The sequence below is a fragment of the Ferrimonas sediminicola genome (assembly GCF_005116715.1).
GTDB lineage: Bacteria > Pseudomonadota > Gammaproteobacteria > Enterobacterales > Shewanellaceae > Ferrimonas > Ferrimonas sediminicola.
The window spans coordinates 107,346-127,132 of sequence record NZ_SWCI01000008.1 but is presented as its reverse complement, the minus strand read 5'-3'; the positions used below and the strand labels follow the sequence as shown (position 1 = coordinate 127,132).

Genomic DNA, 19,787 nt, shown 5'->3' with positions numbered 1-19,787 from the left:
CACTGGGAGATTCGATTGCCTCAATCGGAAAATAGCCTCAATCAGAGCAGGTTAAGCAGCTCCATCGGGTGGTGGATGATCCCTTTGGGTGACGCCGAACGCAGGACATCCTCTGACCCGGCTCCGTAGGAGACCCCCACCCCGATGGCGCCAGCGCGGTTGGCCATCTCCAGGTCGAACAGGGCATCGCCCACCATCACCGCCCTGTTTGGCTGACAATCCAGTTCGGTGCACAGCTGCAGAATCATGTCAGGGTGAGGCTTGGACGCCGCTTCGGTGGGCGTACGGCTGGCATCGAACAGCGGCCGCAGTCCCGAGGCATCCAGCACCCGCTCCAGGCCCGGCCGCCCCTTGCCGGTGGCCACCGCCAGCCGGTAGCCCCGCCCCTTGAGCTCATGGAGCAGGGGCTCGGCACCGTCGAACAGCGGCGTGGGCACGTCGGAGCGCTCCAGGTACCAGCTGCGGTAGGTGCGGACGAAGGGTTCCAGCCGCTCAGGCGGCAGATCGGGGATCAGGGCCGCCACCGCGGACTCGATGGAGAGGCCGATGATGGAGCGCACCGACTCGGCGCAGTTGACCGTCATGGACAGCTCGGCGCAGGCCCGCTGCCAGCTGTCGACGATGCGATCCACCGAATCCATCAGGGTACCGTCCCAGTCGAAGATCACCAGGTCACAACGGCTCACGGGCGCTCCTCCGTCTTGAGGCGCTTCAGCAGCTTCTGCAGCCTGGGCTCCAACGGGGCCTCCAGCTCCATGGTGACCTCCTCCCCCGGATGGAGGAAGCGCAGCCTGTGGGCGTGGAGAAACAGGCGGTTGAGCCCCCTCTCCTTCATGGCGCGGTCGAAGCCGTCATCGCCGTAGCGATCATCACAGGCGATGGGGTGTCCCTTGCACTGGGTGTGCACCCGGATCTGGTGGGTCCGCCCAGTGATGGGGCTGGCCTCCACCAGGGTGGCGTCGCTGCCGAAACGCTCCAGCACCCGGAAACGGGTCTCGGAGGGCTTGCCGTCACTGCTGACCCGCACCATACGTTCGCCGGAGTTGAGGGTGTTCTTCAGCAACGGCTCATTGACCACCCGGTCGCGATCCTGCCACTTGCCCTTCACCAGCGCCAGGTACTGCTTCTTCATGGTCTTGCTGCGCAGCTGATCCTGCATGTGCTTGAGGGCGCTGCGGCGCTTGGCCAGCATCAACAGCCCGGAGGTGGCCCGGTCTAACCGGTGCACCAGCTCCAGGTGCTTCTCCTTCGGCCTCAGGGCGCGCAGGGCCTCGATCACACCGAAGTTGACCCCGCTGCCGCCGTGTACCGCGATGCCAGAGGGCTTATTGATCACCAGGATCAGCTTGTCCTCGTAGACAATGCACTCCTCCAGCTGGGCCACCTTGGTCAACTTGGCCGACGGCAGGGTCTCCTCCTGGGACTTTTCAGAGACGCGGATGGGGGCGATACGCAGCAGGTCGCCGGCCTGCAGTTTGTACTCGGGCTTGATCCGTTTCTTGTTGACCCGGACCTCCCCCTTGCGAAGCAGTCGGTAAATAAGACTCTTAGGAACCCCTTTAAGGAAAGTGCGCAAAAAGTTGTCAATCCGCTGGCCCTGATAGTCGGGCTCCACGGTCACCCATTGCACCTTGGGTGAATTACTCTGTGATGAATCAGTCATGGGCGCCATTGTACACCGAATCGCGCCACGGCGAACAATATCGAGATTGTCGATTGCCGCAGCGGGCGGAAGTTGCTATATTCTTGCGGTTGCAGCTTGACTAAAAGTTGGATTTTTAGCATGTCTGCACAGATTTGGTCCTGCTATCGGTTTTTTTACTGAGAAGTCAAACGATGCCAGGTCCGCGACAGCGAGGAACCCTCTCCTGCCAAAGGACCGGCACGACACTCCAGCCGAGCAGTTGACCCCCTAATAGGAATGCAAAATCGGAAACCGTTTCAGGTCCTCCGTCCGGTGGTGTACCGGGAAAAAATTTCAGTCGCAACGCCTCCCAAGGCGCGGCGGCAGCAGTTGTAAGCTGCACAGCAAAGAGAACAGGGGTTGAGACAGAGCATCTGCGGCGTGCCCGCAGCCAACCCCCCAGTAACCTGATGTGTTGATGGGCAAGGCCCCGGTCAACCAGTCGTGAGACTGCCTGCAATTTGATTCTGGGGTGCCGGTGCAGCCGACGCTCGACCTGAAGCGGTGACCAATGGAAAATTGGATCACCCAAGATGAAAAGAATGCTGATTAACGCAACTCAATCCGAAGAGTTGCGTGTTGCCCTGGTTGATGGGCAGCGCCTCTATGATCTGGATATTGAAGCTCCGGGTCACGAACAGAAGAAAGCCAACATCTACAAGGGCAAAATCACCCGCGTAGAGCCCTCTCTGGAAGCCGCCTTTGTGGACTACGGCGCCGAGCGCCATGGTTTCCTGCCCCTGAAAGAGATCGCCCGTGAGTACTTCCCCGAGGGATACTCCTTCCAGGGTCGCCCCAATATCAAGGAGGTGATCAAGGAGGGTCAGGAGGTGATCGTCCAGGTGGACAAAGAGGAGCGTGGTAGCAAGGGTGCCGCCCTGACCACCTTCATCAGCCTGGCCGGCAGCTACCTGGTTCTGATGCCTAACAACCCCCGTGCCGGCGGCATCTCCCGCCGCATCGAGGGTGACGAGCGCACAGAGCTGAAAGACGCCCTCAGCCAGCTGACCGTTCCCCAGGGAATGGGCCTGATTGTCCGCACCGCCGGCGTCGGCAAGGCTGCCGAAGAGCTGGAGTACGACCTGCAGGTTTTGCTCAACCACTGGGACAAGATCAAAGAGGTCTCCCAATCCCGCTCCGCACCTTTCCTGATTCACCAGGAAAGCAACGTGATCGTGCGCGCCATCCGCGATTACCTGCGCCGCGACATTGGCGAGATCCTGGTGGACCACCCCCGCATCTACGACGAGGCGGTACAGCACATCAACCTGGTGCGCCCCGACTACGTCAGCCGGGTGAAGCTGTACAAGGCCGAGGTGCCCCTGTTCACCCACTACCAGATTGAGAGCCAGATCGAGTCCGCTTTCCAGCGCGAAGTGCGCCTGCCCTCCGGCGGCTCCATCGTCATCGATCCCACCGAGGCCCTGACCGCCATCGACATCAACTCCGCCCGCGCCACCAAGGGCGGCGATATCGAAGAGACTGCCCTGCAGACCAACCTGGAAGCGGCCGACGAGATCGCCCGCCAGTTGCGCCTGCGCGACCTGGGTGGCCTGGTGGTGATCGACTTCATCGATATGGGACCGGTGCGCCACCAGCGTGAAGTGGAAAACCGCCTGCGCGACGCCGTGCGCCAGGATCGGGCCCGGGTCCAGATTGGCCGCATCTCCCGCTTTGGCCTGATGGAGATGTCTCGCCAGCGGCTGCGCCCCTCCCTGGGTGAGTCCTCTGCCCACATCTGCCCCCGCTGTAGCGGTCAGGGCGTGGTACGCGGCACCGAATCCCTGGCCCTGTCGATCCTGCGTCTGATGGAAGAGGAAGCGATCAAGGACAACACCGCCCAGATCGAAGCCCAGGTCCCCACCGACGTGGCCGCCTTCCTGCTGAACGAAAAACGCAAGGCGATCCGCATCATCGAAGAGCGGCACAAAGTTGAGGTGTACGTGATTCCCCATCCTCATATGGAGACGCCACACTACACCGTGGCCCGTCACCGCAAGGATGACACCATCACCGAAGCCAGCTACAAGATCGCCGAGGCACCGGAACCGGTGCTGTACGAGCCGCGCAAGCTGGAGAAGCAGGTTGCCGATCGTCCCGCCATCCGCGCCATGGAAGCTCCCAAGCCTGAAGAGCTGAAGCTGAAATCCAAGGCAAAGGAGGAGACAGCTAAGCCGCAGCCCAAGAAGGACAAGAAGCCCAAGGTCGAAGAGGAGAAGCCCTCCCTTCTGTCCAAGCTGGCCGGTGCCCTGAAGTCCCTGTTTAGTGGCGAAGAGGAGCAACCCAAACGGGAGGAGAAGAAGGAATCTCGCGATGCCAAGCGCGGTGACCGACGTCGCGGCGACCGTCGTCGTGGCGAACGCGGTGAACGCGGTGAGCGCAAAGAGCGTGGCGACCGCCAGGAGCGCGGTGAGCGCAAAGAGCGTGGCGACCGTCAGGAACGCGGCGAGCGCAAAGAGCGTGGCGACCGCCAGGAGCGCGGTGAGCGTAAAGAGCGTGGCGACCGCCAGGAACGCGGTGAGCGTAAAGATCGCCGCCGTCGTGACGACCGTCGCGACGAGCAGAAGTCGCAAGAGAGGCAGGAACGTCGTCAGTCCGAGCAGCAGGCCCGCTCTGAGGATACTCAGGAGCAGCCAAGCCGTCAGCGCCGCCGCCGCAAGGAGAGGGAGCCACAAGAGCTCGCCGAAGGCAGCGACGTCCAGGAGGCGTCCCAGCAGGAGAAGCGGGAACGCGAAGTGATGAAGGAGCGCCGTCAGCGCCGCAAGCTGGAGCGTTCCGTTCGACTGAGCGCCGAACCCCGCGCCGCAGAGACCGCTCCCAAGGCGGATGAGGACGCGCCCAAGGTTGAGGACGCGCCCAAGGCCCAGGAGGTTCAGATCGAGGCCGTTGCCACCGAGGTCACCCCACAGCCAGAAGCGAAGAACGAAACCCCGACCGTGGTCGTTCAGCAGAGCATGGACGCCAAGGCCGAGGAGGTCGCCCAGGCCGCCGATGCGGAGGGTGGTGAAAACGGTGAGGAGGATGAGCGAGACAACAACCGTCGCAGTCGCCGCAGCCCCCGTCACCTGCGCGCCGCCGGTCAGCGCCGCCGCCGCAAGCGTGACGACGATGTCGACGCCGACGCCGCCGATCTGGAGGCCGAAGCCCAGAAAGATCCGGTAACGGCCCGTTACCCCGAAACCACCGACCTGGCGGATGAGACCCAGTTGGAGATGTTCGACGGCGAGCAGCAATCCGCCCCGGCCGACACCGAAGAGCAGGCCGAGGCCCCCAAGCCCCGTCGCAGCCGCCAGCCGCGCAGCCGCAAGCCCAAGGCTGACAAGGGAGACACCAAGGCTGAAGAGCCTAAGGCGGTCGAAGCCAAAGCCGAGGCGGTAGAAGCCAAGGCGGAAGCCCCTAAGGCCACCGAAGCCAAGGCGGACGCCCCCGAGGCGGTCGAAACCAAGGTAGAAGCGCCCAAGGCCGAAGTTAAGGCGGAAGAACCCAAGGCCGAAGCCCAGGCGGAAACGCCCAAGGCCGAAGCCCAGGCGGAAACGCCCAAGGCCGAAGCCCAGGCGGAAGCGCCCAAGGCCGTAGAAGCCCAGGCCGAAGCACCCGCCGAAGCACCTAAGGCTGTGGAAGCGAAAGCCGCGGCGCCCAAGGCTGCAGGCAGCCGCTTTGCCAAGGCCGCCTTCTCCCAGGCCGCCACGCCCCAGGTGGAGGTGCCGGATTTCGAGCCTGTAGTGGTGCCCAAGAGTGAAGAGAGCAAGGTGGAAGCCAAGCCCAACGAGTTCGCTCAGAGCCGCTACCGCTTCTCCTCCAACGCAGGCATGACCAAGCCGACCGACGCCGAGTAAGCGCGCTCAACCCGCACAGAAACCGACAGCCCAGGCTGTCGGTTTTTTTTTGCCCGCGGTGTCAGCCGCTGCCCCGCATCACAATCTGTGCGCCTTTGCATCTTTTTCGATGGAAAGTCGCCCAAAACGTGGCTTGGATAACATCCTGATAAAAATCCTTTACCAACACTGAACTCCGCACCTTAGAGTGAAAACTAACATGGTAGTTAATCGGTTTTAGGAGTGATTCTCGATGAATCCCATCAGAGGCCTGCTTTTGGGCCTGTTACTCGTCTTCCTCTCCCCCCTGAGCCAGGCCGCCGACGCGGACTGGTTCACCCATGACAGTGCGGGCCAACCCAGGGTGACCCTCTACTTCTTCTGGTCCGAGACCTGTCCCCACTGCGCCGAGGCTCACCCCTTCATCGAGGAGGAGCTGCTGCCCCACTACCCCTGGATCGACCTCAAGGATTACAAGGTACAGGACGCCGGTACCCGGGCCCATTGGCAGAGGGTGGCCGAACTGACCGGCACCGCCCCCAACTCTGTGCCCTTTATGGCGGTGTGTGGCACCCCCATCGTTGGCTACACCAGCGAACAAACCACCGGCCAGTTCCTGGAGAACCAGCTGCGCGCCTGCTATCAGCGCCTGGGAGGCAGCCTCAGTGGCGTCGACATGGTGGCCAGCGACAGCCTCGACATGGATGCCCCGCTGGATCTGGGTGCCCAGTGCGGCGACGGTGAGGAGGGCACCTGCGGCGTGACCGACATGAACGCCCCTGCGGTGCAACCGGTGGAGCTGCCCCTTATCGGCGTGGTCAATCCCGAGAAGCTTTCGCTGCCGGCGTTGACCGTGGTACTGGCCGGGGTGGACGCCTTTAACCCCTGCGCCTTCTTCGTGCTGCTGTTCCTGCTCAGCGTGATGGTGAACGCCAAGAGTCGCGGCCGCATGCTGATCGTCGGCGGCATCTTCGTGTTCTTCTCTGGTCTTATCTACTTCCTGTTTATGACCGCCTGGCTAAACCTGTTCCAGCTGCTGGGGGACGGCGCCGACGGCGGCTGGATCATCCTGGCGGCGGGAATGCTGGCCATCGTCGCGGGTGGCATCAACATCAAGGAGTTCTTCCTGCAACGGGGCGAGATCTCCCTGTCCATGTCGGCGGAGAACCGCACCGGTTTGATCAAGCGGATGGGCAAGCTCTCCAGTGCCTCCAGCCTGGCGGCGATGATCGTCGGCGCCACCGTGCTGGCGATCCTGGCCAACGCCTACGAGTTGCTGTGCACCGCCGGCTTCCCGATGATCTACACCAGCGTGCTCTCCATGCATGAGATGACCGATAGCACCCGCTATCTCTACCTGGTGATGTATAACGTGGTGTACGTGATCCCGCTGGCGGCGATCGTCACCGTGTTCGCCATGACCATGGGCAAGCGCAAGCTGACCGAGAAGGAGGGACAGACCCTGAAACTGATGTCCGGCGTGATGATGCTGTCCCTGGGCGGTACCCTGGCGGTCAACCCCAACGCCCTGCAAAGCCCGGTAGTGGCCATCGGCATGATCCTGGGAGCCATCGCTGCCACCGCCATCATCGTGCCCATCAAGCGCCGCTGGGAGCGCAGACAAGCCTAAGGGCGTGCTGCCCCCAATCGGGCACTAAAAAGCCGGCTCACTGAGCCGGCTTTTTCTTTCCTACGTCCCTCTTTAGTGCCCCAGACGCTCTATCCAGCGGTCCGCCGCCTGCTCCAGCAGGTCCAGCACCAGCTCGAAGCCCTCACTGCCGCCGTAATAGGGGTCGGGCACCTCGCCGGCGTGGACGATCCTATCCAGCTTGTAGGCCAGGTGGCCCGGACAGCGGGCGCGCAGATCGCGCAGGTTACTGCTGTCGGCCGCCAGGATCAGGTCGAAACGCTCGAAATCCTCGGCGGTCACCTGGCGGGCACGGATGCCGGAGAAGTCATATCCCCGGAGCCTGCCGGCGGAGGCGGAGCGCCGGTCCGGTCGTTCACCGGCGTGATAGGCATCGGTGCCGGCGGAGTCCAGTTCCAAGGCCAACCCCGCTCCCTGAAAGCGGTGACGGAACACCGCCTCGGCGGTGGGGGAGCGGCAGATGTTGCCCAGGCAGACAAACAGAACGGAGGAGACAGCTTGATAGTTCATTGAGTGACACGAATCCACTAAATCTGAGCCTGTCAGACTATCAGACCCGTCCCGCCGGGGCGAGCCCCGCTCGGACCGCCCCCCTCGGTTCTCACGAGTGATAGTGGAGATCGTCGTCGATCGCCTTGTCGGTGATGCCCCTGGGCACGTCGAAACGCCAGCTGACCCGCCAGATCCAGCCGAGCAGCAACGCCAGAACCACCAACAGCGTCAGACAAAAATGGATAAGTGCGGTCACTGCAGTTGAGGATACGGTCATAACCCCCCCCTCCTGTACCCGAAGCTTGCCCCCCAGACCGTGACAGCAGCCAGGTCCTCCCTTGGGGACAGCCGGTCTCCATGGCTGAACGACAGTGATCACCGCCTCCTGATCTCAGGCCCTGATCACCAACCTGATCTGAGGGTAAACTGAAAAATTAGGCATTACCGCCTAATTTTTGAACAATGACGTTCAACTACCGTGGCATCATCAGGGCGACAATCTCCGGATCTGAGTTAAACGCCAATCGGATGCAGTGGCGTCCATCCCCCTCCCTCTCATAACGGGTGACGGTGCCCCCCGGATGAAGGGGGCTCTCCGCTCCGCTTAGGAACTCCTGGACAAAACCCTGCAACTGAGGCCCGGAGAGCGAGGAGAACTCCGCCAGGCAGAGGTCATTGTTACAGGCAACCCGGGCATCCTGGAGCAAGGGGTTGATCTCTGAGGCAAGGATAAACTCCTCGATGCGGGCCTGAAACTGGGCCACCTCTTCCGACGGCTGCCCCTGGACGTCAAACTTGTCCAAAACGGCATCAAAGCGTGTTGCGCTGATCAGCGGATACAGCGCCGAAGCGTCGACACGCTGATCCCTCACCAGGGCGTCGAAATCCGGTTCCGCCGCGCTCCCGGGATTGACGGCGATCCTGATCGGCTTGGCAGCCGCAGCCTCCAGCCTCTGCTCCAGTGGATGGGGGGCAATATCCTGATTGACGGTCTTCTCCGTTGCCATGGGTTTCCCGCCGCCGGTGGCCCCAGCCGTTCCCAGCCCTTCGACACCGGAGATCCAAGACGCTCCGCACAATAGAGGCCAACCACGGCGGTGAGCACGCCCCCGATAAAGCCGGTTATGACTCCCTTCGTCATTGCTCTCTCCATGATGACTGGCAGGTCAGCGCCTCGGCCTGAGCCCAGCGGAGGGATCCCTGCCTGAGATAGGCAGTGAACATCGCGGGACCGGGACGCCGGCAGCAGTGGTGCCATTGAGGTTAGAAAAATGCTCATCCTTGATGCGCTTTATTGGCCCGTATACCAAGCCAGACAAAGAAGCTAACAGGTGGGGACAGGAGGTCAATGATCGCTAGGCAAGATTGCCATTGTCGACAGACAGCGGCGATAGCTGCCGCTGACGCCAGATTGGCGCCGGTTCAGGTGCGGGTCGCGGTCCAGTAAACGAAAGCCACTATGGAAACGATAAGCAGCAGTTGACCCAGGATATCTTTGGTGAACAACACATGGGTGATGTAGTACCAGTCCATGAGCACCTCCTGTATGCCTGTATGAAGGTGTACCTCAGGCCGCGCCTCCCCTCTCTCAGCAGTTTGCACTTAGCGCCGGCCCATCGCCGAACACCTCCTCCCTGAGCAACAGGTTCTCACACTACCCCGAGCACTCATGGCAAAGCCTGTGGAACCTTGTCAGAATTTCCTATTCATTTCACCTATAAGTATAGGCCGCATCGAAGCATAGCGTGTGGCTCACTCCTTGGGGGAGGGCACCGACGACAGGGCAAGTTCACTGCCGATGGAAACATAGTGGGTCACCCGCCCCTCTTTTGACCGTACGGCGGAGATCACCTTCATTTCTGGGTAGATTGACCCATCTTTTCGCCGGTTCCAGATTACTCCGCGCCAGCAGCCGGTTTGGCTAAGCTCACGCCACAACCCTTGAAAGAACTCAGCATCATGACGACCCGACCTGAGGATATTGGGGCGATGACCCAGCACTTCGCTCTGATCGTAGCCGGTCAGCTGCTCAAAGGCGCGGTTGACCTTCTTGAAACGACCATCGGCATCGGTGACCGCCAACGCATTGTGGCAATCGAAAGCCGCCGCCGCCACCCTTAGCTCGCTCTCCTGTGCTTTGATGCGAGTCAGATCCGAGTAGTTTTCTACGATATAACCCAGTCTGTCGTCATCATCCATCACCGCAGCCATGGTCAGCTGACACGGCACGGTGTCATCATTACAATCTCGGACCTGTACCTCGCCTTGCCAGTAGCTGGAGCGTTCCAGCTCCCTCACCAGTGCCTGGTGCAGTTTGGGTTGAAGCTGATCCTGATCGATAAAGCTTCGGCTGGTGCAGGTTAGCTGCTCCTTGGCATAGCCGGTCAGGCTGAGAAAACTCCTGTTTGCATTGATGATAACCCCCTGCTTGTCCCTGATGATCATCCCCTCCCCTGACTCAAACGCCATCGCCTGAATCCTGGACTCCATCCCCTCCACCCAGCCCTGCAACCTCATCAGGGTGAACATGGCGGCGACGCCCATGCAGGCCAGCAACATCACCCCGATCCCGACCAGGCACAGCACCAGGAAGGAAGGGTTATCGATCAAACCCTTCCAGAAGGGAACATGGGCCACCAGGCTGATGCGCAGGGGGTTGGGCTCCCCCTCTCTCGCCCGGAACTCCAGATTCTGGTAGGCCAGCACCCCCGCCCTGACCGGCAGGACCCCAGAGGGTCCGTGGGAAAAGGCCCATTGGGCGACCTTGCTGCCGGACAGCGCCTGCATCGGGTAAGCAAGCTCACGTCCAAACAGCTCCCTGCCATTGGCAAACATCATCCAGTCATTGCTGCCACGGTTGACGGTGTCGGATTCAAGCAGGGCACTGTCGAGATGAAGCTGCAACAGCCCTATCAGCTCTCCCTGAATAACGATAGGCTTAGTGATAAACAGGGTGGATTCCTGATCGGGTTGGGACCCCATGCTGAACACCGCCTGGCGACTGTCCGGGTCTTTGAAATAGTTGGCCCAGTGCTCCTCGCTGGTGGCGGCCTGGCTCATGGTGTAGCGGTATTTTTCTGTCCCATTGGCCCTCAGGAACAGCTCCTGACTGTAGGTGCCCATATCCACGTAACCCAGGGCCATGATGATGGTCGACAGGCTGGAGGGAACAGAAAAACTGCGACTGCGCGGATCCAGGCCGGCCGCCAAGTGTGCGGAAAAGGCGTCCACCTCCCTATCCAGAGCCAGCTCGATCAGCCCTACCCTGTTATGAATCAGCACAGCGGTCTGACCCAGCTCCCGCCGCTTGGCATCCACGCTGCTTTGATAGGTGCCATAATGGCTGCCCGTCACCAGCAGGCCGAGCAGGATCAGCAGCACTAAGCTCAGTTTCAGAAAGGCAAAGCCAAACCTTCTCCTGGCCCGCGTCTGCAGTTCCGCCACATCCTGCTGGCTTAGAAACTGAGTTGGGAAATGGTAAAGTCGTCTAAGCTCAACAATCACTCAACTGCTCTCAAAATTTAAACGGTTCATCCCTGCTCAGGGGATTATTATCACACGTGAATCAAAAAACAAATAAGTTCGAGCGTCTAATTTGAAGTAGAACAAACAATAAACCCCAATGAGTTTATTTCTCAGTTTTGAGAAATAACAAGCATGATCAAGTTCAACTAAATCGGATTATTTGACGCGAATATTGACCACAATTGTTGCTAAATACATATAATCACATTCATCACATTGGAGTGGTTATCAACGGTATCTTATGCGTGCTATGTTTCCCAGGTTGCCTGCTCGCTCACTCTCTCCCTGGCTGCTGACCCTGATCACCATCCTTTGTGGGGGAGGCATCATTCAGGATCAGCTTCAACGTTGGCAAGAGAACGACCAGTGGCACCTGGAAGCCATCGCACAACACCAGTTGACGGATCTTAATCGTCAGTTAGACGATATTGTCTCGATATTGACCGCCCTTGACCAGGAGATTCAGGCCAACCCTGAGATCGGCCAAACCCGGCTCAATACCCTGGCACCCACCTATCTGGCTCTGGCTCCAGCGGTCTCCAACCTTCAGCTGGCCCCTGACGCCATAGTCAAAGCCATCTATCCCCTGGGCAACAACCGCCGCGCCATAGGCCATAATCTGCTGCTGGATGACAAGCGCCAACAGGATGTCCTCAACGCCATCAATATCCAGCAAACCGTCCTGTCCGGCCCCTACAAGACACTTCAGTCCAATTACTCATTCTTCCTGCGTAAGCCCGTCTTTCTTCCCGGCAGCAAAGGCAAGCGATTCTGGGGATTCGTCACCGCCATGGTAGAGATGGACAGATTTGCCCAGGAGACCGGCCTAACGGCACTGCGCAGTGCCGGAATGACCCTGGCGCTGACCCACAGCCTCAACGCCTCGACTCTCTACGGCGATCAGCTCGGTCCCAACCAGGATACCCTGACCCTGCCCCTGAACCCGCTCGCCCCCTGGAACCTGCAGTTGGCCCGCGAGCACCAAAATTTCAGTTTCCCCATATTGCTCTCCTACGGCACCCTGTTGCTACTGAGCCTCTCCTTCTTCTATATCAACCGCCACATCTTTAGCCACCCATCGCACCTGGGGGAGAAGTTGGCCAAAACCCAGGCCAAGATGAACACCCTGGAGCAAACTGATTTGAGGAGCGGACTCTTTAACCGCAGAAGCTTTCTCAAGCAGTTGCACATGCGTTACCAGCTGTTCCATGCCCAAAATGGATTGTCAGCGCTGATTGTCATCCGTTTCAGTCAACTGAAGCAGTTGCAACTGACATTGAGCTCCGATGACAACCTGCAGCTGATGCAGCAGATCTCCAGCCAATTGCGAACACTCAGCCGAAAGACCGACCTGTTGGGACAGCTTGACCAAGACACGTTTGGCCTGGCTATCGATAACTTTAGCTGCATGAACGACGTCTGGATCGCCGCCAATAAGTTGGCGGGAGCCATGACCAAGGCCTACCCGGTCAATGGTGGCGAGGTCACCCTCCAGTGCCGATTTGGCATCAGCTTGGTTATCAAGGATGGCCTGGAAGCCGATGTCCTGCTGAGCCGGGCCCTCATCGCCCTGGAGTCGGATCAGGGGCTCAACTCCAATATCAGTTTCTTCAACCAGTCAATGGAGTACAAACTGCTGGAACGCAGGGAGCTGGAGAAGCAGTTGAAAAGTGCCTTGGCAAAGGACCAGTTCTTCCTGGTCTACCAGCCCCAGGTCTGCCCCGGAAGCGGGGTGATCATCGGCTTTGAAGCGCTACTGAGGTGGCGTCGCAGCCAGAGTGAGATCGAAGCCCCTGCCCGGTTTATCCAGTTGGCCGAAAACCTGGATCTGATACAGGAGATTGGCGCAGAGGTGATCAAACAGGCCTGTCGTGCTCAATGTGCCTTTACCAATGTGCTTGGACGCAACGTGCAGATGTCGGTCAACCTGTCTGCCAAGCAACTGAAGGAGCCCTCCCTCTACCACACCATCAAGGACAACATTCTCAACGTTGGTACTCCCCCCTCCTGTTTTACCTTCGAGATCACCGAAACCACCTTCATTGAAAGCCAGGAGCAGGCCTCACAAACACTGGAGCGACTGCGGAGCTTTGGCGTACGCATCTCCATCGATGATTTCGGCACCGGTTACTCCAGCTTGCATCAGTTGAAGCGGTTACCCGTGGACGAACTGAAGATCGACCGCTCCTTCATCGAAGGGGTGCTGACAGATCAGGTGGACACCGGCATCGCCAAGACCATCATTGCCCTGGCTAACCACCTCCAGCTTAAGGTGATCGCAGAGGGGATCGAAACCAACTCCCAACACCATTTCGTCACCGGTTATCCGGACGTCATCTGCCAGGGCTTCTTCTATCACCGGCCCATGGAGATGGACCAGGCGGTCGCCACACTCAAACGGCAGAAACAGCAGATGAGTCCTCGCCAACAGGCACAACAGAGGCTCTGATCAAAACACCCCCATGTGCGGTGCCATGGAGAGAAAGGGAACACCAAAAAAGGTCACGAAGGCCACCGCAAAGGCAGCTGCAACCGCCATCAGCGACCAGCCGGGGCCGGATGGAACCACCAACCTGACGTGGATTGCCAAGCCGACCATCAGCCAGGTGATCAACGCCCAGACCTCCAACGGATCCCACCCCCAATACTGACCCCAGGCGTTTTCGGCCCAGATCGCCCCGGAGACCAGCATTAAACCATCAAACAGTAACGCCATCAGCAACAGGGCATCCACCGCTCTCTCCCCCTGAACCACTGACAGTGGCACCAGCCGGTCCGAGCGGGCCGATAACCACTGGGCCAGCACCAACCCCAAAGCCAGCATCAGCGCGGCCAGAAACACTCGCCCGGTCAATGAATGAACATAGAGCCAGGGGGTATAGAAGGTCGCGGGCAGGACACTGCCTTCGGCCGGGGTTGTCGGGATCCACACCCCCATCAGCGCCAACACAGGCATCGCCGCAACCCAACCTCCCCGGAATCTTGGGCAAGCGCACCAGGCCACAAGCCAGGCGAGCACCAGGCTCCACAGGTTGCCGGAGAGCACCTCAAACAGGGTCACGAAGGGACCGTGCCCCAGCACCAGCCAGCGCATCAGCAGGGAGAGAGAGTGCAGTATCCAGCCAAGACCAACCAAGGCGCCTATCCATGGGGGAGCGGAGCGGCTAGAGGAAATAAACACCAAGGCTACGAGGGTGGCAAAAATATAGAGAGCCAACCCCAAAGATAAAATGATCAATTCAGGCACGTTATGCAATTTCCGTGATCAAATAAATGAGAAAGACGATATATCACCCTTTGTTTCGCCCTGGCGAAAACCATATAATTTCTTTCAGGTCGCCGGGATCTGTTATCCAATCTCAGGCGGTATACACTTTTTATTTTTGGCTGCACATAATGCGAGACAAACGCCCCGTGGCCCTGGCAGTCCTGCTGTCGGCTGCCATGATTATCCTGACACTCGAGCACCTGGTTTCGCCCCCGCTCTCCCCTGCGGCAGAGGCTGCCGATCCCGCGCCCTCCCCTCAGTCCTATGTCAGTGGTGCCCTCAACGGCAGTGAACATGCAAGACAACAGCAACAGCGGCTCAGGCTGAAGAGGTTTGAAGAGGCGGTGCAACTGATGACCCTGGGTCACCTCGAGGGGGCGCTGGTGGCCTGGCATCGATTTATTGCCGATAACCCCACCGTTGCCGAAGCCCAGGTAAACCTGGGGTTTACTTTGATTGGTCTGCTGCGCTGGCCGGAGGCCGGGGCGGCCTTCGAACACGCCTTGGAGATGAACCCCGACCAGGCGAACGCCTATTATGGCCTCGCCCTGGTCCTGGAACAGCGACAACAGCTGGCCGCAGCCATCGGCCATATGAGAACCTACCTTCATCTGCGGCGGGACGATCAGTTTGCCAGCCGCGCCCGAGCGGCACTTTGGCTGTGGGAAACTCAACTCAGCGACGCAACACATGACGCCGAACCAGGAAGCAGCTCAGAGAGCCCAGCATCAGCAGCACCAGCGCCAGCATCCAGTGCCGGCTAGGATCGTGTTGCACCTTAAACCCCTGCCAGAAGTGGACGCCGCGAAACACCAGGGTTCCCTGTCCCAGGCCGGCCTTCTGTCCCAGTGACAGCACGCGGCGCGTTTCCTGGCGGCGTACCACCAGTTTCGGCCTCGCAGGCAAACGGAGGGGCGACACCGCCAGGGAATCATCAAACACCGCCTCCAACCCATCCAGCTTCAGCCACAAGCGATCTCCGCCCAGGGTCAGTTCCTGAGCCTGGGCCAGCTCATTACCCAGGAACCAGGGAAAATTAACCGAGAGGTTATGCCGGCTTCCATTGCTGGCCAGGTAGTCGAGGTTAACTGAGAAACCAACGTTTTTGGTCACATAGAGTCGGTAGCCCTGCCAGTGGAGCGGCCTGCCCTCGGCGATCACCTTGCCATCACCGTTGAGACGAACCCTGGCGCGGATATGTTGAGGCCTGAGGCCCTCGGCATAGCTGGCACTGATGCTGTCCAGGGTCAGGTTTAAAGCGGACAACCCCGGAGTGTACCAGGGGCCCTGCCGGTCGATCACCAGCCGCCCGGGATCGAATGCCGCCCCCTCCGGCAGCTCGAAATGCCCGGCAAAGTGAAAGCGTCCGGCCACCAGGGCCAGGGGCAGCATCAGCATCAGCGCCAGGTGAAACAGGGTCAGGGACAACGACCGGCGAAATACCGGAAACACCGCCAGCGCAGCACCCAGGTTGAGCCATAATAGCAGTGCCGGAAGCGTCAGGGTCGCAGCCAGGGGCCAGCCCCGACCAGAGACCAGCATCAACCCCAGGATCAGGGCGAGGATGGCCGCCACGGTGAGCCTGAGAGAGGCCAACACCTGCAGCACCCTAACCACAGGTGTTGCGCATCCAGTCTCGGCCATAGCTTCCGCTCTTACCACAATCGTTTTCCCGCCAGCTGCCGCTGGGACGCCAGTTGCGTATTCTCAGGTAGGCCTTGCGGTAGTAGGGGCCGTTGGTGTAACTCCGCCCGCTGACATTGGTGCCGATCGCCTGCCCCCCCTCGGGGCCCACATCGTTGAGGTTGACCAGAAACGCCTTGTTCTTCCAGCCGTGAGGCACGGCGACGTGGCACATGGTGCAGCGCATCTGATCCCTTGGGCTGTCGGTGCGCCGCACGTTGTCGGCGTGGTAACCGTGCAAGTCTCCACGGCCGCCCCCCCAGAAGCCGGAACTGGAGAGCCCGTCCTTGCGCCGGTAGCCGGTGGAATGGCACTTGAAGCAGATGGCACCGGTGCCGAAGGGGTTCTCCGGATTGCTCCAACTGCCCCTGAGGATGAAGTTGTTGTTGGAGCCGTGGGGGCCCCAGGGACTGCCGGCCGCCGGAGCCCCGCCGCTGCCGGTGGCACTGTGGTCGCTGCCGTGGCAGTCGGAGCAGTACATGGTCTGATTGCCCAGGGCACCGCTCTGATTCCAGGGCGCACTCCAGGAGTTCCTGGCGCCAGAGCGGCGCACCGCATCGGTTCGCCCGGTGGGGCCAATGACCGGGTGCCAGGATCTGTGGTTGCCCCCTGGCTCACCCCGGTCCGCCAGCGGAGGGTTGAACTCCATCGCCTGGTTGGTGTACTGCGCCAGGCCGTTGGTGCCGTAGGGGGTACCGCCGCCGCTGTCGCCGGCGGTGGGAGGCAGGGTACCGAAGCCGTAGTTGGAGTGACACCTCAGGCATACCTGGTACTCCCGGGTCACGTAGGGCTGGTTGACATCGGTACTGGCGCCGGCCTGGGGCGCTCCCTGTTTCACCTGAAAGGCGATGAGGGCATCCGCAGCGATGGGATCCGGCTCGAAGGTGTCGTTGGCATAGATCGGCTCGACGCCGATGGAACCCCGCAGGGCACCGGAAGCCAGGTTGCTGTGTAGGGTGCCCGAGGCATGGGTGTGGGTGCCCTGAGACGCCGGCGCGCCGGCGTTGAGCAGCGGTGCCCGGATCACCCTGTGCGGGTTATGGCAGTCGGTACAGGTGGTGTGGCGGTTGCTCGGCTGATTTCGCCCCAGCTTCTCCCTAGATTCATTGAGGTTGGCGTCTTCGATGTCATGAGGGTGGTCCCGCTGCTGATGATCTCGGGTAATGGGCATCCTCCGGCTCTTGTTGACAAAATCTGAGCGGATATCGGCGATGCCCAGCTCCTGTACCGCCCGGTTCGACAAACTAGAATGGCACTGATAGCAGGTCTCCTCCGGCGCCGGGTTGCCCCCGGCCTTGGGGGTCGCCAGGCTGTCGGTCCCTTCCCGGAGCAGTCGCTTGGCGCCCTGGACCGTGTGGGAATCGTGGCAGTTGAGGCAGCCGGCCTGCCACACCTTGGTACCCAGCGGAAACCCGCGCTCATCGGCGGCCGTGTCGGTATAGCTGTAGGAGGCGGTCAGGTTACTGGCGTGTACCGACTCGGACCAGGCCCGCCCCGACTTCTGGTGACACCCCAGACAGATCATGTCGTTGGCGGCATCGAATCCGGCACCACCGGGCGGTTGCTGCTGCAGCCTCTGCCCGCGTAGAAACTTGGTGTTGCCGGTGGCCTCGTCATACTGATGAGGGTCGTGGCAGCTGGTGCACTGCACCTTGCTGTCATGATCCAGCGGCAGCAGGGGGTAGTCGCCACCACTGCGAGTACCGATGTGGGCCACCGCCTCGGGGTCATAGAGCTCACCATCCCGGGCTGCCAGTTCCGTATCGAAGGTGAAGGAGATGGGATGGTCGTTGCTCAAATCGGTCCCCAGGTTGCGGGTATTGCCTGTGGTCAGGCCGCCACCGGAGGGCATCATGCCCCCGGCCGCCGCCCCGGTCATGGTCAGGGTGGGGGCGACCTGGCCGTTGGCGACATTCACCGCGCCGATGGCCAGGGTGCCGTCATGGCAGGAGAGGCAGAGTTTGGAGGCACCTCCGGGCGCCTCAGTGGTCGCCTGCAATGATGAGGAGCTGTAGGCCTGGTAGCTGGCCCCCTGTGGCAGTTGCCGGTTCCACAGTGGCGCCTGGGCACTGCTTGCCGCACCGTGGGGGGTGTGACAAAACACGCACAGCTGATCCTCTCCGCTGGCCCTGACCTCGTTGCCGGAGCCCGCAGACAGGTTGTGCTTGGTGAAATAGATGCTGCTGGCCCCGGCGGGCGTGCCCCAGCAAGCCAGCAGCAGGAGAACTCCGCTCCAGTTACTCATCGCCATCGTGGCCTCCTCGGTTCTCTCCCAGATACTGAAACACGGACACCCTGGCGTTCATCATGTCGGCCACATAGACACGGTCACTGCCGTCGACCGCGAGGCCGCTGGGCAGGGTAAAGCTGCCAGGCTCGCTGCCGGCCCCCCCCAGGGGCAACAGCAAACGCCCCCCCGAATCAAACACCAGCAGATGGTCGAAATAGGACTCCACCACATACAGATGTCCCTCGGAGTCGAAGGCAACCCCCTTGGGACGTGCCAGATTGCCCACCCGGCTGCCCCGCTGGCCGATGACCCTGGCCTGGTTGCGGGCCAGGTCAATCAGTTGCAGACGGGCATTGAGGGTGTCCGACACCAGCAGCTTTCCGGACTGATAAGCCAGGAAAGTCGGGCCGTTGAACTGCATCGGCGCGGTCCCCCGTTGCCCCATGGAGGCCAGGTACTGTCCCTGCCGGTCCAACACCAGGATGCGGTGCCCCTGGCTGTCGGCGACGAAAAGTTGCTGCCAATCTGCCGCCCATGCCAGCCCCACGGGCCGGGTCGCTCCGGGCAAACTCCAGCGTCCCAGATGGCGTCCCGAGGATCTGTCCATACGCCAGATGCAGCGGCAGTCGGCGTCGCTGATCAACAGCTCCTCACCCTTGAGCACCACATCCAGCGGTGTGCGCCACTGCCGTTGACCATAACTGCCCCAGCGGTGAACCTGGCCGCCGCGGGTATCGAACGCCAGGAGGGCAGCGGCTCCCACATCCACCACATAGACCCAGCCTCGTTCATCAACGGTGAGTCCCTGAGGACGCTGAAGCCTGAGAAGAGGCGCGTCGGACTGGCCCACCAGCCACTCCAGCGCCTTCTGCCAACCGTTATTCCGATTCGACTCCGACTGCAGATTGGCTTCCCCCACCAGGTCGCCCAAAAAACGGTAGCGGGCGCGGTCACCATCGGGCCACATCAACGGCAGCTGCTCCGAAGGAGTGAGCAGCCGCAAGCTGGAAGACTGGGGCCCGCTGGCACAGCCGGTCAGCAGCAGGATCATTGCCAACAGCAGAACTCTTACCATAGGGAGGGACCCGCAGTCTTATGGCCGCCGAAAATTTGGGTGGGGTTCCCGGCCTTACCGGTATGACAGAGCTGGCAGCGTTCGGTACTCCAGGCCAGATCACCGTTATGGCACATGCCACAAAACTGCCCCTGGACGATATCGCCCATGGTGACGTCGTTCCGCCCCACCTTCATGGCAAACCCCAGCTCGGAGTGGCACACCTTGCAGCTCACCCTGGCCCGGTGGAACCAGTGAGAGAACACCACCGGGCGCTCACCATTGGCTTCGGCGTAACGGTTGAGCAGCACATCGCCATATTCCGCCCTGACCATGGGTGCCAGCAGGACACCGATAACCAGTGTCGATCTCCAGATTCGCTTCATCG

General features: G+C 60.9%; 15 protein-coding genes. 4 read left to right on the top strand and 11 right to left on the bottom strand.

The window, feature by feature from the left end; all coding sequences use genetic code 11:
• Positions 1–41: 41 nt before the first annotated feature.
• Positions 42–686 (bottom strand): HAD family hydrolase, encoded by a 645-nt coding sequence (locus tag FCL40_RS13215; RefSeq protein ID WP_136853775.1) that lies wholly within the window; start codon positions 684–686, stop codon positions 42–44.
• Positions 683–1,663: a 23S rRNA pseudouridine(955/2504/2580) synthase RluC gene (rluC, locus tag FCL40_RS13210; protein ID WP_136853774.1), complete on the bottom strand. Its 981-nt coding sequence runs from the start codon at positions 1,661–1,663 to the stop codon at positions 683–685. The genes FCL40_RS13215 and rluC overlap by 4 nt, the downstream gene beginning before the upstream one ends.
• 554 nt (positions 1,664–2,217) lie before the next feature.
• On the opposite strand from rluC, the gene rne reads away from it, so the two are divergent.
• Positions 2,218–5,520 carry a ribonuclease E gene (gene rne / locus FCL40_RS13205; protein WP_136853773.1) on the top strand — a complete coding sequence of 1,101 codons (3,303 nt, stop codon included), beginning with the start codon at positions 2,218–2,220 and terminating at the stop codon, positions 5,518–5,520.
• Between the two features lie 232 nt (positions 5,521–5,752).
• Entirely contained in the window at positions 5,753–7,129 is a 1,377-nt protein-coding gene (locus FCL40_RS13200; protein ID WP_136853772.1) for a cytochrome C biosynthesis protein, read from the top strand.
• Positions 7,130–7,201: 72 nt separating this feature from the next.
• Here the strand turns inward: FCL40_RS13200 and FCL40_RS13195 are convergent, their stop codons facing one another.
• From FCL40_RS13195 to FCL40_RS13185, 4 genes are all read right to left on the bottom strand, one after another.
• A complete protein-coding gene (locus FCL40_RS13195; RefSeq protein ID WP_136853771.1) occupies positions 7,202–7,657 on the bottom strand; it encodes a low molecular weight protein-tyrosine-phosphatase in 456 nt (151 codons plus the stop codon).
• 91 nt (positions 7,658–7,748) lie between these two features.
• Positions 7,749–7,916, bottom strand: coding sequence for a hypothetical protein (locus FCL40_RS18605; protein WP_169307124.1), 168 nt, complete (start codon positions 7,914–7,916; stop codon positions 7,749–7,751).
• Between the two features lie 196 nt (positions 7,917–8,112).
• Positions 8,113–8,646, bottom strand: a complete 534-nt coding sequence (locus FCL40_RS13190; RefSeq protein WP_136853770.1) for a hypothetical protein — start codon at positions 8,644–8,646, stop codon at positions 8,113–8,115.
• A 745-nt stretch (positions 8,647–9,391) separates the two neighbouring features.
• Positions 9,392–11,020, bottom strand: coding sequence for a PAS domain-containing protein (locus FCL40_RS13185; protein WP_136853769.1), 1,629 nt, complete (start codon positions 11,018–11,020; stop codon positions 9,392–9,394).
• A gap of 385 nt (positions 11,021–11,405) precedes the next feature.
• Here FCL40_RS13185 and FCL40_RS13180 point away from each other — a divergent pair, with 385 nt between their 5' ends.
• Positions 11,406–13,613 carry a bifunctional diguanylate cyclase/phosphodiesterase gene (locus FCL40_RS13180; protein ID WP_136853768.1) on the top strand — a complete coding sequence of 736 codons (2,208 nt, stop codon included), beginning with the start codon at positions 11,406–11,408 and terminating at the stop codon, positions 13,611–13,613.
• On the opposite strand, the gene ccsA is transcribed toward FCL40_RS13180, so the two are convergent.
• Entirely contained in the window at positions 13,614–14,300 is a 687-nt protein-coding gene (ccsA, locus tag FCL40_RS13175) for a cytochrome c biogenesis protein CcsA (protein WP_169307123.1), read from the bottom strand.
• A 260-nt stretch (positions 14,301–14,560) separates the two neighbouring features.
• On the opposite strand from ccsA, the gene FCL40_RS13170 reads away from it, so the two are divergent.
• Complete coding sequence (locus tag FCL40_RS13170; protein ID WP_169307122.1) at positions 14,561–15,196, top strand: tetratricopeptide repeat protein; 636 nt, start codon at positions 14,561–14,563, stop codon at positions 15,194–15,196.
• Here the strand turns inward: FCL40_RS13170 and FCL40_RS13165 are convergent.
• From FCL40_RS13165 to FCL40_RS13150, 4 genes are read right to left on the bottom strand one after another with little or no spacing between them, the layout of a single operon-like run.
• Positions 15,108–16,031 (bottom strand): cytochrome c biogenesis protein ResB, encoded by a 924-nt coding sequence (locus FCL40_RS13165; RefSeq protein WP_136853765.1) that lies wholly within the window; start codon positions 16,029–16,031, stop codon positions 15,108–15,110. The two genes, FCL40_RS13170 and FCL40_RS13165, sit on opposite strands and share 89 nt — an antisense overlap.
• Before the next feature lie 10 nt (positions 16,032–16,041).
• Positions 16,042–18,366, bottom strand: coding sequence for a cytochrome c3 family protein (locus tag FCL40_RS13160; RefSeq protein ID WP_136853764.1), 2,325 nt, complete (start codon positions 18,364–18,366; stop codon positions 16,042–16,044).
• Positions 18,353–19,420, bottom strand: coding sequence for an NHL repeat-containing protein (locus FCL40_RS13155; protein WP_136853763.1), 1,068 nt, complete (start codon positions 19,418–19,420; stop codon positions 18,353–18,355). The genes FCL40_RS13160 and FCL40_RS13155 overlap by 14 nt, the downstream gene beginning before the upstream one ends.
• Complete coding sequence (locus FCL40_RS13150; RefSeq protein WP_136853762.1) at positions 19,414–19,785, bottom strand: c(7)-type cytochrome triheme domain-containing protein; 372 nt, start codon at positions 19,783–19,785, stop codon at positions 19,414–19,416. The genes FCL40_RS13155 and FCL40_RS13150 overlap by 7 nt, the downstream gene beginning before the upstream one ends.
• Positions 19,786–19,787 lie beyond the last annotated feature (2 nt).

What these genes read in the sequence shown, in the direction of transcription:
- FCL40_RS13160 (WP_136853764.1), bottom strand. Translation starts at nt 18,366, where the DNA reads ATGGCGATGAGTAACTGGAGCGGAGTTCTCCTGCTGCTGGCTTGCTGG.
- rne (WP_136853773.1), top strand. Translation starts at nt 2,218, where the DNA reads ATGAAAAGAATGCTGATTAACGCAACTCAATCCGAAGAGTTGCGTGTT.
- FCL40_RS13195 (WP_136853771.1), bottom strand. Translation starts at nt 7,657, where the DNA reads ATGAACTATCAAGCTGTCTCCTCCGTTCTGTTTGTCTGCCTGGGCAAC.
- FCL40_RS18605 (WP_169307124.1), bottom strand. Translation starts at nt 7,916, where the DNA reads ATGACCGTATCCTCAACTGCAGTGACCGCACTTATCCATTTTTGTCTG.
- FCL40_RS13155 (WP_136853763.1), bottom strand. Translation starts at nt 19,420, where the DNA reads ATGGTAAGAGTTCTGCTGTTGGCAATGATCCTGCTGCTGACCGGCTGT.
- FCL40_RS13200 (WP_136853772.1), top strand. Translation starts at nt 5,753, where the DNA reads ATGAATCCCATCAGAGGCCTGCTTTTGGGCCTGTTACTCGTCTTCCTC.
- FCL40_RS13150 (WP_136853762.1), bottom strand. Translation starts at nt 19,785, where the DNA reads ATGAAGCGAATCTGGAGATCGACACTGGTTATCGGTGTCCTGCTGGCA.
- FCL40_RS13180 (WP_136853768.1), top strand. Translation starts at nt 11,406, where the DNA reads ATGCGTGCTATGTTTCCCAGGTTGCCTGCTCGCTCACTCTCTCCCTGG.
- FCL40_RS13190 (WP_136853770.1), bottom strand. Translation starts at nt 8,646, where the DNA reads ATGGCAACGGAGAAGACCGTCAATCAGGATATTGCCCCCCATCCACTG.
- FCL40_RS13170 (WP_169307122.1), top strand. Translation starts at nt 14,561, where the DNA reads ATGCGAGACAAACGCCCCGTGGCCCTGGCAGTCCTGCTGTCGGCTGCC.
- rluC (WP_136853774.1), bottom strand. Translation starts at nt 1,663, where the DNA reads ATGACTGATTCATCACAGAGTAATTCACCCAAGGTGCAATGGGTGACC.